Origin of the sequence: Mycobacterium heidelbergense, from assembly GCF_050205645.1 — a bacterium.
Lineage (GTDB): Bacteria > Actinomycetota > Actinomycetes > Mycobacteriales > Mycobacteriaceae > Mycobacterium > Mycobacterium heidelbergense_A.
The window spans coordinates 19956-38032 of record NZ_JBNMQT010000025.1 but is presented as its reverse complement, the minus strand read 5'-3'; the positions used below and the strand labels follow the sequence as shown (position 1 = coordinate 38032).

The window sequence follows — 18077 nt, the reverse complement described above, 5'->3', positions numbered from 1 at the left end:
GACCCCTCGCGAGTTCGAGATATGGACGTTGCTTGCCAAGGGCCAGAAGAACGGACAGATCGCCAAGCGGTTGAATATCGGTGTTCAGATCGTAAATGGCACAGTAACCAACGTACTGAGGAAGCTCGGCGTAACAAATCGCACCGAGGCGGCCGCGCTCTACCTTCGGCACACTCAACACAGCCCGAGGCCGGCGATTCGTTTGCCGTTGGGGCCGTTGCAGGATCGTTGGGCGTGGCGGCGTGCCGGGGGTGAGATCTGGCCACTGATGGGTGGATTCGTCAAGGCGGCCAGTGTCGAGGACATCCTGGATTGGTTGGGGGTGGCGTTCGGGCTGACGCTGGCAGACCTAACGGCGGCCCGGGGCGACGAGGTGGACGCGGGCGATATCGATGTTAAGGCGTTGCGCGGGTTCGCCTTATCCATCGCGGCGGTGCTGGCTCCGCTGGCCCTGATTTCACCGCCCGGCGATACCAGACTCGGTGATAGTGATCCGGGCGCGGGTGGGATCGGTGCGGTGGTGCGGATCCTCGACGAGGGCTATCGCCTGTTCCCGTGGCTGCGGTTGGAGGCGGTGGATATCGGGTCACTCGCCAACCCCGAAGAGCTCGCCGATGACGTGCGCCGCGGCATCGGTCGTGTGCTACGTGAGGCCTGCCGGGGCGATGTCGGGCCGTCGCTGGGCCGGTTGGTGTTCGAGCGGGTGTACGTCCCGCTGGTCCGCCTGACCGACCCAGAAGCTGAGCCCAATCCGGCGGATCCGGCGTTCCAGACGTGGGTGGAATCGACCTTTGGCCACCACGACCGGGCCACGAGTTCTGCCGAGCCGGTCAATCTCGGTGACATCCTTCCCGAAGCGGTAGTCGCCTTGATGACTCCTGGCCGAAAGCCCACACTGGGGCAGCTGGTCGCGGTCGCATGGGCAATGGACCGCTCGGCCCCGGCGGGTTTGTCTTCTGCCGAGCCGCAGACACGTGAGGTCGGGAAACTGTTTTCGGCTGCGGTGCCCAGTCGGGTCAGTGATCTATTGGATGCCGCGCAGCTACTGGGCACCACGGAGGTGCCTGCTGATTGGCTGTCGCGCGCGCGGTTCGGCGTCCACCGCGACGCGGTCGCATCGATGAGGATGAACACCCAAAACCCCGACAGCGGCAAAAATTTCGACGCGGACGGCGACCGGCCCGAGAACGAGGCGGCGCGGAAGCGCGTGGTGGTGTTGACCGCGGATGAACGCCAGGTGCTGGCGCTGGTGGGCAATGGGTGCACCAATGAAGACATCGCCGAACAGTCGTCGATCGGTGTCACCGCGGTGGAAGCACACGTCAGCAGCGTCATGGCAAAGCTGGGTGCGAAGAGCCGCCCCGAGCTGGTGACGAAGACCTGCCTGGGCGGCCTGGGAGATCGGACAAGCACACCTGGAGAGGCGCTGGTCCTGCAGAAGAGCCAGCTGACGATAGTCGACCACCGATACAGGGAGCTGCTGTTGATACGCGAGGGCCGCAGCGACAACGAGATCGCCGCGCACTTGTACATCAGCTACACCACCGCGGTAGCGGACGTCCAGGCTATCTACCAGGCGCTGGGCGCAAAAAACCGCGATGACATGGTGAAGAAGGCTTACGCACATGGGTGGCTGGCTCAGGAAACCGTGGCCGACGCACCATCCAAACTGCAGCCGTTGCTGGAGAAGCTGACTGAGCGAGATCGCCGGGTTGTGGCGGCCCTAGCCGACGGGGGCACACTCGCAACGGTCGCGCGGAAGTTGGGTATGGAGCGGGCGCAATTGAAACGGTACACGGAGCGCCTGCGGAGGCGGCTAGGTTTGCAAGGGAGGGCCGGTTCAGGCGGCCGCACCCAACTGGTGGACACGTTTTTCCGGTACGGCGTGCTCGATCCGGGGTCCCCGGCTCCGCGGGAGCACTCGTTTACCGAGAAGCAAAAAGCGGCACTCCAGTTGTGGTTACAGGGAAGAACGAGGGAACAGATCGCCGCGCAGGTGGGAATCAGTGTGACCACCGCGCGAAGCTGGATCGACAAGTTTCGGGCTGCGCTGGGAACAAGGACCCGCGCGGAGACGGCGGCGAAAGCCGACGAGCTTGGCCTGGCAGATCCGGAGTCCTGGGCCCGGCAGGAACACCCAGTGACCTTAACCCCACAGGAGCAACGGGTGTTGGCGTTGTACGTCGGCGAGGAGCTCAACAGAGACGAGATCGCCGCACGGTTGCGTATAAGCGTGACCCGCGCCAAAGGACTGATCAGCAACGTCCTCACAGCGCTAGGTGCAACGAAACGCGCCGGCGCGGCGGCGAATGCCGCCAAGCTCGGCCTTTGGCCAGCCGAGGATGCCCCGACAAAGGGCGGCGACGCGGCGCCGGGTGTCGCCAACGCGCCTCCTGCCCTGCGGGGGCAGCCTGACGCGGAGCGGCTTTCAACCCCGGGTGGAGCTCAGGCGTCGGTGATCACCGCGGATGTTCGCGACGTGGGTTTTTCGGCTGAGGTGCCGGCGGCGGTCAGCGAAGTTTGGACTACCGCCGGCGTCGAGCCGGAAAGTGAGGCTGGCGCCGCGCCGGCCGATATCGCCCGAATCTCCTTCGCTGAAAGTCCTTGGTTGCGTGGGGGTTTCGTCGGTCCCGGGGTGGGGTCGGGGTTGGATTGTGTGTTGTGGAACGTGGGGTTTGTGCGGGAGTTTTTCGCCGAGCGCGGCGTGGTCGGGGTGGTGGATGAGTCGCGGTTGGCGGTCGGTGGGGCGGGCGGTTTTGTGTTGTCGGTGCAGCACTCGACCGGCGCGGGGGTCTTTCGGGAGGTGGGTTCGGGTGCGGAGTTGGCGCAGGAGTTAGCGCCGGGTGAGGTCGCGTGGCTCGCCTACTGGGACGCCGAGGCGGTTCGGCCACTGAGTTTGGATGAGGATCCGGCGAGGTCGCATCTGGTGACGGTGTATCGAGACGAGTCCGGCCAGGTGTGGATGCGCGATTCTGTTGTGCGGCAAGGGGAACCACAGCGGTTCGATGTGGGGTCGTTGCCGTCGGGGGCGAGGTTGTCGGTGATCCGATGGTCGGCCGACGGCGACATTCGTGACTGGCCGGGCGACCCGCTGCTTCCGCCCGGGTTTATGGCTGGTATCGGCGCGTCTGAGCAACGCGGCGATGGGGAAGGCGACGCCGTCGCGCGGGAATCGAACGCAGGCTCGCACGCGGATAGCGCCGACGCGCCAGTCGCCGGGTCGGCGAGCCCGGTGAATGCCGACTGGGGCACACCCGACACGTCCTCCGAGAGCATGCCCGCGGTCGACAACATCCAAGACCGTCCCATGACCGACCGCGATTACCAGGTGCTGTTGCTATTGGTCGAGGGCTGCACCACCCAACAGATCGCCAATAGGTTAAGCATCACCAGGCAAACTGTGCCCGATCATTTCATGGCCTTGAAGGGGATGCTCGGTGCACGCACCCTCGCCCAGGTGGTGACGATAGCCCTGCGCAGTGGGCGGGTGCCTCGGGGGGACCGGGCCGATGGCACGGTAGCCCTGCGGGATTGCGTGAACGAGCTGGACACCCAGCACCTCGAAGTGTTGGCGCTGATGGTCGAGGGCTACGAAGACGATGAGATCGGCGACGAGGTAATAATGAAACCGGGCTCGGTGCGTCAATACATCTGGCACTTGACGGAGAAGCTGGCCGCACGTAGTCGCCACCACCTGGCGACCGTGGCTTATGACGTGTCGGAAGCCCTGCAGGAGCGGCTGCAGAATCTGGCGAGCCAGCAGGTCGCGGTGTTTGCGCTCTTCGCCGAAGGGTGCCGCGACGACGAGATCATCGTGCGGTCAGGCCTCGAAAAGCCCTTCGTCAAAAATTACGTCCTGCGCATTAGGCGCAAGCTGGGCGTGCACCACCGCACCCACCTGACCGCGGTCGACTGCTGGAACCGCATGCTAAAGGTGAGGCATCCGGCCCACACCACAGAAGCCCTCTGGACGAGCAAACTCGGTCCCGGGGGCACTGTGGCGGCGTGGTGGCAAAGGCTGCCCGGCCGTGTTCGGGCCGGGCCAGCGGATAACCCCGCTGCCGCCCATGTTGGCAGCGGCCGGGAACCACGCGGTGGGGGCGAGGGCGCTGCCGACGCTGATCCTCACCCGGTGGAGGACTTCTTCGAGGGTTGGCAGCCACCGTCGCCTGAGGAGATCGCGGATCACCTGCCCGGCCAGGTGGAGAAGACCCTTGCGCTATGGACACAGATCTATGGGCATGATGTGCGCCCTCGCGGACCCCATCAAAGTCCACCGGCCGCGGCGGCGCACGACGCCGTCGGAACCCACCCGCAGGCCGCGACCTACGCGGAGGTGGCCGAGACGCTGGGCTATTTGGGCCGCGATTGCGGGGCCGTGGTGGTGGGCCCGGGCCGCTTCGGTGAGGACTTCCCGATGGGTGAGGACGTCGTTTCGGTCTTCAACGTCCACGACGAGATGCGCCGTCACGACCCCAGGGTGGAGCAGCGTTCCCGAGGCGAGTTGCTGTTGGGCTGGCCACCGCCACCCACGCACCCACCCGTGAAGGAGGTCTTGGCGGGTTACGGTGATGATCGCGGCAATCCCCTGGTTCCCTTAGCCGACCACATCCACTCCATTCGTGTAGTGATGCAGATGGACGAGGCGGTGGCGGCGCTGTCTGCGTCGGCTATGTCGCAGTTGGCCGACCAATGGTGGGCGTTGCACGCTGATTTCGCCTCGGCCATGAGCAGGGATGTGCGGCCGGGCTGCGATGAAGCCAACGCGCTGGCCGAGCGGCACCTTGCCCTGTCGCGGCGGCTCTGCGACGGATTCGATTACCGGGTGCAGCGTTACGAGGCGGGAAGAGTGGTCACGACGCCGGGCTTGCGTCGCGACTATGACTCGGCGGCGCCCGGGTTGGCGCGCTACGCGCGCGAGGTCATCGTCGCCAACATCGAGCGTCATCTCCGGCAGCAGGTGCTCGATCTGATGGCCGAGGGTTACACCGATCGAGAGATCGGCCGTTTGTTGAACATCTCCGAACACGCTGTGAACAAGCACGTCGCGGCGTTGAAGAGAAGGCTGGACGCACGTACCCGCACACAGGCGGTCAGGACAGCCCTCGACAGGGGATTGGTAGCTCCGAGCCACTGGCCTGATGCTGAGACGCTGAACGCTGGCCTGGAAAAGCTGAACCTCCAACAGCTCGAGGTGTGGTCGCTGGTCGTCGAGGGCTACGAAACCGAGGAGATCGCCGATGAATTAAACCTCACCCCACGCATCGTGGAGCCCTACATCGCGCACTTGCTGAGGAAGCTGGGCGGCCGTCGCCGCCACCAATTGATGACGATGGCGCTGTATGTCTCCGAAACTCTGCAGCGGCGCCTGGAGAAGCTGGCCGACCAACAGGTCGCGGTGTTTGCTTTGTTCGCTGAGGGGCTCGCTAGCCATGAGATCGCCAAGCGGTTGCGCATCACTACGGACTGGGTCAGCAAATACGTCGCGCGCATTGAGAAGAAGCTGGGTGTACCCGACGGCGATCAGATGACGGCGGCCGACTACTGGCGCCGCATGCTAGACGCGGCGCATCCGCCCCACACTGCAGAAGCCCTCCAGAAGAGCTTTGACGAACGGGCTTCCCGCGAGGACCCACAGCACCGTCGGCTGCAGCTGGCGCCTCGTGAGCGCCGGGTGCTTGAGCTGATGGCCGACGGGCTGACCCGGCGCGCGATTGCCATACGGTTAGGCCTGGCTACAGTGACCGTGAGAACGCACGGCCGTAACGCGCAGCGGAAGCTGGGTGCGCGTGATCGCCCTCATGCGCTCGTGTTGGCCTACCGGTACGGTCTACTCGATCTGCCCGACGTGCAAGAAGAGGTGCGGGAGCGCCTGAATGCGTTGACCGAGCGTCAACGCCAGATCATTGCGTTGCTTGCCACCGAGGGGCTCACCGACCACGACGCGATCGCCGCACGGCTGCGCCGAAGCAGGCACGATTGCGATGCGGGCACGGTCGAGGCGGAATTCGGAAAGATCCGCAAGGCGCTGGGTCTCAGCGAAGGCCATCTGTCCCAGCGGCAGTTGGTGAAGATTGCCTACATGGGTGGGTTGGTCGATCGGGGATCGCTGCTCGATGCGTCACCAGCTATGCCAGAGCGCACAGTCGAGCTGACTGCCCGCGCGGGCGAGGTAATTTCGCGGGTTGCCCAGGGGTACTCCGACCGAGATGTCGCTCGCGCGTTAGGCATCAGTGAGAAAACCGTCGGCTGGCACCTCGCCAAGCTGTTTATGACGCTGGGTGTCCACGACCGCACCCAGGCGGTGGTGGTGCTCTACCGGCTCGGCAAATTACACGCGAGCGTCCCGGAAGACTCAAAAGCCCTGCAGGAGCGCGTGGCGGCGTTGTCCAACGATGAATACAAGGTGTGGACGTCGCTGAGCACCAGCGGGGACACCAACGCCGAAATCGCCAAGACGTTGGTCATCAGCGAGGATACCGTGAAACGGTGTGTCGACAGCTTGCAGGTGAAGCTGGGTGCACGTGACCGTACCCACTTGGTGACGCGATACCAAGAGTGGACACTCGTCGAGCCGGGAGGGCAGCAAGATAGCGGCCAACAGCTGACGGAGCGCGAACTGCAAGTGATGACCCTGTGGGTCAAGCGGTTCACCGACGACGAGATCGCGCGCCGGGTGCAACTCGACTCGGAATTTGAAACTGTCCTCAGGGGCGCTGCCCGGAAGTTGGGCGCACGCACTGACGCCCAGCTGGTGGCGATGGCCTACGCGCACGGCTTTGTAGCTCCAAAGGCAGACGCGTCGAGCCTGGTGGTGGCCGAGGGCGAGCGCGCCGTGGTAGAGCTGCTGGCCGCCGGTGGCACCAAGCGAGACTTCCCTACGCTAGCCGCGCGGTCCCATGTGTCCGTTGCCGTCGTTGAATCGTGGTGGAGCAGCGTCAGGAAAAAGTTCGTCGCAGACGACGACGCCACGCTGGTGGCGCGCGCCTACGAGTGTGGCGTGTTAGTTTCGCGGCTCGACGTTGCCGTCGCGCATGGCAATGTCGGCGGCATCGACGGGGTGTGCGCTCGGGTAGCGGACTGGCTGGGTGCTCTGAGGTGGCTGACTGGTGATCAGGTCGGCTCGGTGCAAAGAGTGCTCAGTGAGCTAGTGGGCGATGGGGTTAGCCACGGCGAGGGCCCGGTGCGGGTGAGGGGTGACGCGCGCCGCGACCGGTCGCGTCAGCGGTCGGTGCGGATCGCGGTGGGCGAGGGCGGTCGTCGCGTCCCGACGTCGGCCGCCCTGGTTGAGAGCCGGAATATGGTGTGGGGTTACGCGGTCGGGGCGGCCAGCACGACGACGTTTGTGGAGCTATTCGAAAACGCGCTACGCCAGCGGCCCCCGTGGTCGGGCCTTGAGCAGGCGAAGTCGACGATTGCTGAAGTGGCCCTGCGCCATGGCTGGTCGCTGGAGGACGTGAATGCTGCGGTCGCGACGGCTGGGGAGCTGGTGGGCGGCCCCGCCGAAGCGCCCGATGCCGCCGATGCGGCGCGGGTCCTTGTCGAGGAAGACGACCCATCGGGTCGGTGGTTGCGGGTCACCGTCGCCGACGGGGGCGGTGTACTGCCGGACGCGACATGGTTGCAGCGTTTTAAGCGGTTTGGTGCCGCGCTGGCGGCCGGTGGTCGTGTTCGGCGCGTGTGGTTTGAGATTGAACACCCCGGCGACGGGACGGCGCTCGGCGACTCCGAGCGCAGCCCCCCCCGACCGGGTGTCACCCAACCCGTCGATCCCCCGCGGGTGAACACCGAGCATCTGATCTCGGCCCGTGACGGCGCCGCCGTCGTCGCCACGGTCTCCACGGACAGTGTGCGGGGCGCAGTGATCGAGACTTCGGAGCGCGATCACGACCAGGAGTCGACCGACGGGTTGGGACTGACCGACCCCAAGCGCCCAGATCCGGAGCGCGTGACGGGTCGCCACGATGAGGGCCTGCAGAATCCAAGACCGGCGGGTGGACTGGGCAACGATTTCTTGGGTGACGACTTTAAGCGGAATGCGCCTAGCGACTCCGAGCCCAGGTTTGGCCGAGGTGCGCGTGGGTCCCGCTTCAGGAGAGCGCGACGGTCTGCCGGGTCCGGAGGCTCCGGCGGCGGCGGCCACACGCCGGGCGACTCCGATAACCACCGCGGTGCGGACGAGCGGGACGTCGACAGCACCCCAAGCCGTCCCAAGGTCGACGCTGCGGCCATGCGTGACGCAGACGTGACGGAGTCCGTCGGTGAGGGCAAAGACCTAGGCGCGGGGCGCGGGGCGCGCGAGGATGGCGCGCACGCTCGGCGGGGCTCGTCGCGCCTGACCGACCGCGAGCAAGAGGTGCTCGACCTACTGGAGAGGGGTCTCCTCGACAAAGAGATCGCCCGACTTTTAGGCATCAGCATGCGCACTGTGACGACCCACCGCGAGAATATCCAGCGGAAAGTGGGTGCCCACGGGCGAACCCAGGCGGTGGCGTTTGCCTTCAGGCTAGATCCACCCAACGTCTCAGAAGACCTGAAGGTGCGCCTAGTGAAGGCGTTATCCGCCCGTCAACTCCGGATCCTGAGGTTGCTAGCCGACGGGCTGGCCAATGCCCAGATCGCTGAGCGGTTGGATTGCAGTGAGCGCACCGTGAAAACCGAGCTCCAGAACATCCGCCGGACGTTGGGAATCGGCGGCCACCGGCGCGAGCCGCTGGTGAGAATCGCCTTCGAGGGTGGGCTAGTAGATGACGAGGCTCTGGACGGCATGTCGGAGGCCGGGCAGGAGCGTCCCGTCAGCTTGACTCGCCGCGAGCAGGACGTGATTGAGCTGATGGCCAAGGAACTCAGCAACAGAGAGATCGCTAAAGCGTTACGCATCAGCAATAACTACGCGAACCACTGTGTCGTGCACTTGATGACGACGCTGGACGCACGCGACCGTACCGAGGCGGTAGTCAAGGCGGACCGGCTCGGGCTACTAGCCGGGCGCGTAGATGCGCGTTTTCTGGTGGGCGTAAGGGATTTGACCGAGCGTCAGCGTGAGGTGTCGGCGCTGCAGGGGAAGCTGCACGGCACCCAGGATGTGGCGGCCCGGTTGGGGCTGGCCAAGAGGATCGTGGCCGCGGAATTGGACCGGGTGGCACTGGAGGTGGGTGCTGATGACCGCGCCCATTTGGTGGCTCTGCTCTACCGGTACGGCCTGCTGTACCCGGGGCCCGTAGAGAATCCTGAGGTTTTGCAAGCGTGTGTGGCGAAGCTGAGGACCGTGCCGGCGCGCGCGGTGTTGAGGACGTTGGGCGTCGAGGGGCTCACCGATGACAAGATGGCCGTCCGGCGGAACGTTGATGCGGCCACCGTGCGCGACCTTGTGCAGAAAGTCATGGAGGAGCTGGGCGCTGATGAGCGCGTCCAGTTGGTGACCCTGGCTCGCCAAAGCGGCCTGGTAGTCGATGCCGCCGATGTGGGTATTGGTCGGCTGCACGGGCGTGGGTTGCAGGTGGTCAAGTTGCGCGCCCGGGGCTGGTCTGAGGCGGAGATCGCCCAGTGGACCGGACTGTCCCTGGCAAGGGTGCAGGCGTACCTGACTGAGGCCCGACACCGGACGGGTGCGCTGACAGTGGAGCGCTTGGTGGCGATGACCCACGAGAGCGGTGTGGCCGCCGTGGCGCAAGGATGGCGGCCAGGCCCGCCGCAGCTGGTTGATCTTCAGCGCTGGATTTTCGCGCGGCTGGCCGAAGGGGTCACCGTCGAAGAAATCGCCATGAGGTTGGCGTGTTCACCGACCGGCGCGCCCGTCTCCGGGTCGGCGCTGCCGTCGTGGCAGCTGGTGCGTCCGGAGCCGGATTCGCCAGCCGATCTTGCCGACCCTGCTGACGCTACAGACTCGGCCGCCAACTCGCCTGAGGCCTCGCCGGTTGATGAGGCGACGAAATCGGTTGCGAACGCCGACACCCCAGAGACGCGCCCAGCGAATGGTGATCGCGGCACAGCCGATGCGGCCACCGAGGGCGCCGCGCTCCTGACCCCGCCGCAGTGCCAGGTGATTGGGTTGAAGGCCCTGGGGCTCAATGACGAACAGATCGCCAAGCGGTTGGGCATCAGCTTGGGGGAGGTGGAAACGCTGGTCAAGAAGGCCCTGACCAGGCTGGAAGCAAGCCAGAACCTCACCCTGGGGGTGGCGAAGGCCTACCTGCTCGGCCTGATACATGCGCAGTGGCCCGACGACGCGGACAACCTGCGTGGCCTCGTGGGTGCGTTATCCCCGCGTGAACGCGAGGTGATGGGGTTGCTCGGTGGCGAGGCGCTCACCATCAAAGCGATCGCCGAACGCATGACTCTTAGTCCGGACGAAGTGAAGGTTTGTATCACTAGCTTGTTGCGGAAGCTGCCCGCGCAAAACCGCCCCCATCTGGTGACGCTGCACCAGCAGTGGAAGCTCGTCGAATCGGAGCGGCTGCAAGATGGCGCCCAGAATCCACCGGCGGAATCGGTCGCCAAGACCGAAGCGCCAGACGCTGCAGCCCTGCGGGATTGCGTGAGGGGACTCGACATCCGCCACCTCGAGGTGTGGTCGATGGCGGTCGAAGGCTACGAAATCGAGGAGATGGCCGACGAGTTAGACCTCTCCGCGAATTACGTGCGGATGTTCCTCGGGCACTTGCGCGAGGAGCTGGGTGCACGTAACGACCACCACCTGGTGACGATGGCCTATTACGTGTCGGAAGCTCTGCAGGAGCGGATGAAGAGCCTGGCCGACCGACAGGTCGCGGTGTTTGCACTGTTTGCCGAGGGGCTCCCTAACAAGAAGATCGCCAGGCAGTCAGGCGAAACCAAGCACTTTGTTGATGATTACGTCCGGCGCATTAAGAAGAAGCTGGGTGCATACGACCCCGCTGACCTGACGGTGGACAATTACTGGCACCAGATGCTGCATGCGAAACAACCGGCCCACATCGCAGAAGCCCTCGCGAGGAGCTCCGCGAAACAGGGCTCCCGCCGCTCGCCGGACCTGCTCGCGGTTGAACGCAAGGTGGTAGGGCTGTGGGCCGAGGGGCTCGACATCGAGCAGATCGGTGTCGAGGCGGGCCTCGACCCGGACGGCGTGGAACGCCACCTGGGCAGCGCATGCGCGAAGTCCGGTGCCCGCAATGACCCTCACCTGGCGGCGATGGCCTACGAGTTCGGCTGGGCAGGTACCGAGATAGGTGTGCTGGGCCCAGCGCGGTTGTCGTACAGCCGATACCTCGTGGCCGCACTGTTGGCCGAAGGGAAAACGAGGAGTGAGATCGCCACGGCGTTCAAAGTCACCGAGGACGTGATTGGGGGATTGATCAGCGGTATCGAAAATGATCTCGTCCTGTCGGGCGACTGCGACGATGCCCAGGTGGTGGCGCGCGCTTATAAGCGGCGCGAGTTGGTTCCATGCTTGGGCACGGCTGTCGAGCATCGCGATCTTGGCGGGGTCGCCGAGGCGTGCGATCGGGTTGCGGACTGGTTGGGTGTGATGGGTTGGCTGACTGTCGATCAGCTTCACGCGGTGCGCGTCAAGATCCGTGTGTTAGTGGGCGAGAGTGTCGGGCGTGGTGAGGGCCCGGTTCGGGTGACGGCGTCCCCGGGCCGCCGTCCATCGAATGAGCGGAAGCTGCGGATCGAAGTCGCCGAGGATAGTCGTCAGGCCCCGGCGTCGGCCGCTACGCTGTGGACCCCGAATATGGTGTGGGGCTACGCGATCGGGGCCGCCGGCAAGACCGCGTTTGTGGAGTTGTTCGAGAAAGCGGTGCCCGAGTGGGTCCCGAGCTCTGCGGCCAGCCGTCGTGAGGATTTGGTGTGGCCGGACCCGGAGGCGCCGGCGAAGATTGCTGCGTTGGCGGAAAGCCATGACTGGTCGGAACAGGCCGCGCAAACGGATGCCGAGGGGGCGGTCGCGACGGTTTCGAAGCTGCTGGGCGGCCGAGCCGATGGTGCGCGGGTCGTTGTCGAGGTGCGAGACGACCCGTCGGGTCCGTGGTTGCGGGTCACTCTTGCCGACGATGGACGTGAGCTGCCGGACGCGAAATGGTTGAAGCATTATCGGCGCTTTGGTGCCGAAATCGATTCCGCTGGGCGGCGAGCGTGGTTCGAGATCGCACGCCCCGCCAACGGCACGGCCGACGCCAAATCCGAGCGCGCCCCTCCCGGATCCGACGACACGCATGTCGCCCCCGCGGGGCGCGCGAGCACCGAGCACCTGGTCTCGGGCCGCAGCGCCCAACCCAATCGCGCGGACCCGCCACATAGCGTGCAGGGGCCAGGTCCGCTCACCACCCGCGCCGACACCACCGGTCCCGCTCGCGCGGCCCGACGCAACGTGTCCGGCCCCCGCTCCCGCATCGACACACGTGGCACAGACGCCGGTCTCATCGGCAACCCCACCTCCAACGCCGACTTCGGGTCCAGGCCCCCCGGCGGCATTCCGTTGCTGCGGCTCGGAAGCGACGAGTGGAGCCGGTTAGACACACCCGCGGAGGTGACGCAGGCACTGCGCGAAAAGCACGGCGTCCGCTTGTCTTTGGGGGATGCCGACACGGACCTCGAGACGGTGCGTGACTTTGCGCGGGTGGTGGACTACTTCTGCGCCGCGTTCGGTGACGGCCTGCCGATCGAGTCGTTCGACCTGACGGATTTTGCGACGGCCGGCCTTGACGAGTCCGCGCGGTTTGATATTCGACTCGGCGCTGGCGGGATCGCCGTGCGGGTAAATTCCGCTTGGTTGGCACCGCCGCGGCGCGCGCAGCTATCACAGGGGCCGGGCGCCCGAATTCTGTTGTCGGCGTTGGGCGATCGGCCGGCGGTGGCGTTGGCCTTCGAGGCCATGGCCGCGGCGCTGGTGCGCTGCGGCGGGTACCTGACCAACCTGTTGGCGACCTCGCCGGGCGCGCTTCCAGCCGGCAGCGCATGGAAAACGGAAACTGAGGATCTCGGCGCGATGGTCGGCATCGAGCAGGTGAACGATGCATTTTTCCGGGCTGCGGGGTTCTTGCTCGAGCGAGGAGCCAACGGTATTCGCTTCCACCACAGGGAATTCCGGCTTCCTGAGGTTGGGCGACCCGTGGCAGCGGTGGCCGTCAATCCGCAGAACGTGTTTGTCCGCTACGTCGGAGACGACAACTCTCACGGCGATCAGTTCGAGCCAGCCGACATCCAGGCGCGGTTGGATGAATTTATGAGGAAGGCTGTGGTCGTCAGGGATCAGTTGCTGCAGCAGGGGTTTGAGGACATCGGTGATGGGGTCATGCGGTCACGCAGCGACGCCCGGGAGTTCACCGCGGTGCTGGGTCGACATGGCGTGGTCGAATTCTTCCGTCCGGTCCAAGCCGACGTGGAGCGCCAGAACCTCGCCGGTTATCGAGTCGTAGGTGTGCGCACCGTGCGATTGCGTGATGATCGTGAGATGCCTGCCTTGGTGTTGCAGGCAGGCGATAGTGTGCGCCGTTGCGTTGTTTGGGATCGGGACGTGATCAAGACTCTGGTCGAGTTGCTTGACCCGGTGACGGCGGAAAGTGTCGGTGGGCTGCCCGAGGTTGGGCGGGTTGTGGAGCCGTCGAGGTTCGCGCTAGAGGGAATCAAGCGTCGGATGCGCCCAGGGGACGCGTCGAGCGAAGGGTTCCTCGGGCAGTTCGAGGAACTTGACAATGTGAAGGCGCGTGATGGGGATCTTGTTGCGGCGCTGCCGGACGATGTCGGATGGGAAGCCGTCGCCGACTGCCTGCGATTGATCGTCCAAATCGTCGACTTCTACCACGTCGGTAATGGTTCAACGGTTCGCTACACCGACGAGTATGGGAACGGCTACCGCGTGGAGGTGACTGCATGGCCGGGACCGCAGAAGTCGCCTTACATGGACGGCACCGAAGGAAAGCGCGACTACGTCGTGGTCAACGAGACCACCGGTGTGCGGCTGGCTTTTTCGGAGCTTGTCGCGGACATGATGCGACGGCGGCACTTCTGCGAGGGGCGGGCAACTCGCTATCGAGTGGCACCCGAAGATGTCGTCACTGTTTTCGGTCATCTGCTTGACCGGGTCGGCGGTGCCGAGCGGTTACGCCAAGTGGTCTCGGAGGTCAACGCCAGCCACGGCTGGCCCGACAACGCTGGGCCAGCCGAAATACTGTCGGTTGTCGCTGAATTCGTGCCCGGCGCCGCTCCGGATATCGAGTTCGATGTCGCCAGCGCCGAGCAGTGCCAAGCGCGCGGTGTGGCCGACTACCTAGCTGGGTTCGGGGAAGCCTCGGAGTTCGTCCGGGCGGTGCGCGATCGCGGGCTCGCTGCGGAAGTGGTTGCGGCCGTGGAGGTTTTCTATCGAACGCCACCGTCCGAACGCTTGGCCATGGCGGGGGTTTCCTGGGCGGCCATCGACGAGGTGCTGTTGAGGGCCGAGAAGATCCTGACGCAGGGCACAGTCGTCGTCGAGCAGGAGCCTGCTGGTGGCGATGGTCCGTCGGACGGGGACGACGGCGCGGCTGAGGTCCCCGTCGCACTGGAATGGGATGCGCATGCGGCCACGCTGCAGGCCCTTGCTGCGGTGGCGGTGGGAGCCGCGAGCGACGGACAGATGGCGCTCGTCGAACTGGCAGTGCAGCGCGCGCGGGGAGTCGGTCAGCAGCCGTCGCAGGGCTCGCCGCAGGCGATCACTGTGCCGGACAACGCCGATCCTCGGAACGACGGCACTGACGGCGACAACCACAACGCCGCGGGCGAATCGGACGCCGCCGAAGAACGGCGAGAGTGGAAGGTGATCCGGCGGGTGGCCCAGGGGTTCACCTACCAACAGATCGCCAACGAATTGGCCATCGATCCAAAGACCGTGGCAAGTGATCTCAAGAAGATCATGAACGAGCTGGATGCGAACGACATTACCCAGGCGGTGGCGAAGGCCTACCTGCTCGACCTGATACGCCCGCGGCGGCCAAACAAACCAGGCGCACTGGTGGCTCGGATGCAGACGTTGACACCTCGTGAACGCCGGGTGCTGGCATTGCTGGGCGGCGAGGCGCTGACCGTTGAAGAAATCGCCGAAAGGATGCGTATCAGTCCGGCCGCCGTCGAGTCTGACATCACTCGGATGATGCATCACTTGCGCGCGCAGGGCCCCCAGTTGGTGACGCTGTACCAGCAGTGGAGGCTGGTCGCATCGGACCAGCCAGATAGCGCCCAGGCGCCGCCGGAGGGGGCTGAGGCCGCGACCCCAGTAGCAGGGCCGACGATGCCCGCGAATGCCGGCCACGGCAACGTCGATGCGCCTACCGACAACATCCAAAGCCATCGCGAAGATCCCGATGCAACGCAGGGACAACAGAACCGGTCGCCGGCGCCGCTGCCGTTTGACCGGGAGGCGGTGGCGCTGTGGGCCGAGACTCTCGACGTCGGGCCACTTCTTCGCAGGGCGGGACCCCTCCGTGCCAAAGAGATGGCCAAAGAGCAGCTTGGTGCCCGCAATGATGCGCACCTGGCGGCGATGGTGTACGGGTTGGGCTGGGCAGATCCCGGGGAAGCAGTGCTGGGCCCGGCGCGGTTGTCTTACCACCAGTACCGGGTGGTCGCACTCTTGGCCGAAGGGAAAACGACGGCCGAGATCGCCAGGAGCCTCGATGAGGAGGTGGCCGTCGTTGAAGGATGGATCGGCGACATCAAGGCGCGGCTGGGCCTTCGGGGGAACCGTGACGACCTCGCCCAGGTAGTGGCGCGCGCCTACAAGCTGCGCGAGCTGGCTGCCCCGTTCGACGCTGCCATCGAGCATGGCGATCGTTATGGGGTCGACTTGGTGTGCGCACGGGCAACGTACTGGCTGCGTGTTTGGAGTTGGCTGGCGGCTAACCAGTTCCTCGCAGTGCAAGAAGTGCTCGTACAGCTGGTGGGTGAGGGCGTCAGCAACGGCGACGGTCCGGTGCGGGTGACGGCGACGGTGGGCCGCCGTCGGTCGGGTGAGCGGGTGGCGCGGATCGCGATCGCCGATGGTAGCCGTCCGGTCTCGACCTCGGTAGCCACAGTTGAGACCCTGAACATGGTGTGGGGATACACGGTCGGGGCCTCAGGCAAGACCGCATTCGTGGAGCTCTCCGACGCCAGGGGGCCTGCGCGGATCCCGAGCCCTAAGCCCGGGCCCAACGTGGACCTGGAGCTGAGGATTCGTGAGCTGGCGAAGAGGCACGGCTGGTCGCAGGAGCACGCGAAGCTTGTCTCGGCCGACGCGGTCGAGGCGGTCGCGGCGCTACTGCGTAACGATGCCGCCCATCCGGCGCGTCCGGCGCGGGTCCTTGTCGAGGTCCTGGACGACGAGTCCGGTCAGTGGTTGCGGGTCACCGTCGCTGACCGTGGCGTTGTGCTGCCGCGGATGGGGCCGTTGGAGCGCTTTCAGCGTTATGGCGCCACGCTCGGCCCCGGTGTTCGACGCCGGTGGTTCGATATCGCAGCCCCCAGCGGCGGGACCCCCGACGCCACATCCGCGCGCGGCCCCCCCGGACCGGGCGTTGCCGCAACCGCTCCCGCCGGGCCAACGAGCACGGAAACACCCGACCGCACAGATTCGGCCGCCGCTGAGCGGGCCAGCGACGCAGCACGACCCCGCGATGAGCAACCAGACCCTAGTTTTGACTTCAACATCGGTGCGTCCGGAAAACCCGACCATCATGAAGGCGATGGCAGCGGTGGCAACAACTCCGACGTCGCCGGGGAATCAAACGCTGGCATGGACGCGGGTGTGATAAGCGCTGAGGCTGCCGTGCCGCGGCGGGCCGGGGATCATTTGGATGCCGCGCGGCTGTTGGGTGCTACGACGGTCCCTGCTAGGTGGCTGCCCGACGATGAGCAACCACGCCCCGGTGAACCGTCGCCCGGACCCCGTAACGATTCTGGCTTTGGTGCGGAGGACCCGGAACCAGGTGGTGGACTGGGCAACGATTTCTTGGGTGACGATTTTAGGCGCAACGCGCGCAGCGACCCCGAGCCTAGGTTTGGCCGAGGTGTGCGTGGGTCCCGCTTCAGGAGAGCGCGATGGCCGACCAGGTCCGGCGGCTCCGGCGGCGGCCACACCCCGGGCGACTCCGATAACCACCGCGGCGCGGACAAGCGGGGAGGGCTCGTGGACCGGCAAATCCCCAGCGACGCGTCAGAGGCCGTGCAGGAGCGCCCAGTCAAACTGACCCTCCGCGAGTACGACGTGTTTTCGCTGGAGGCCCAAGGGCAAAGGCGCGCACAGATCGCCCGAGCATTAGGCATCGGTACAAAAGCCGTGGCCTTTCGCGTCAACAGCGCGAAGAGGAGGCTGGCTATCGACGAGCGCGCCCATGCCCGGGTGATCGCGATGCTCTACGAGCGTGGCAGCCTGCATCCGCGCCCCCCCGACGACCCGAAAGCCCTGCAGGAGGGCGTGGAAGCGTTGGCCGACGTTGAACGTGAAGTGTGGGCGTTGTTGGGCGCCGAGGGCCTCAAAGACGAAGAGCTCGCCACAATGCTGCACTTTTCCCAAAGGACTGTCAGAACACATGTCGGGCGCTTGCGGGCAAAGCTGGGCGCGCTTAACCGCAACCACCTCGTGACCCTGTACTGGCAGTGGAGGCGGTGGCAGCAAGATGGCGGCCGCCCGGTGGATGTGAGCTCGGTCGAGATGCTGGGCGACGTCGTTCACACCGATTGGCCGGCCAAGATCGACCTCGGCCGAGCCCGTCGGCTCGCCGAGGGCCTGGAAGGCACGTTAGAGGACTTGCTCATTTGTCGGATGCGGGTTTACCGCATGCGTGATCACCGCCGCTGCCGCAATGAACTCGTGTTTGATGGTCGGGTATTCAAGGACGGCACGCCAGCCGGAAGTCTGCGGGCGTCCTTCTACCGTGATCATCAGGACAGGCTGGTCGCCGTGCACCAATTTGTGGTTATCGATGACGAGGTTTACTGGAAGCTGGTCAGGGGATTGGAGCCCTTATATCGGCGCTCCAACGTGTATTGCGTCATTGCTGACCGCATCAAGGTGGGTGCGGCGGATGACGATGCTCCTGGAAATTGGAATTTGAAATTGCCCGGGGGGGACATCACCTACGGAT

General features: G+C 65.6%; 1 protein-coding gene (only partly in view). It reads left to right on the top strand.

Positions 1-18077 carry part of the coding region annotated (locus ACQI5H_RS21780; protein ID WP_427081364.1) for a LuxR C-terminal-related transcriptional regulator on the top strand (this coding region is incomplete at both ends). Its footprint runs off both ends of the window (26548 nt to the left, 19955 nt to the right), so 18077 of the 64580 annotated nt are shown.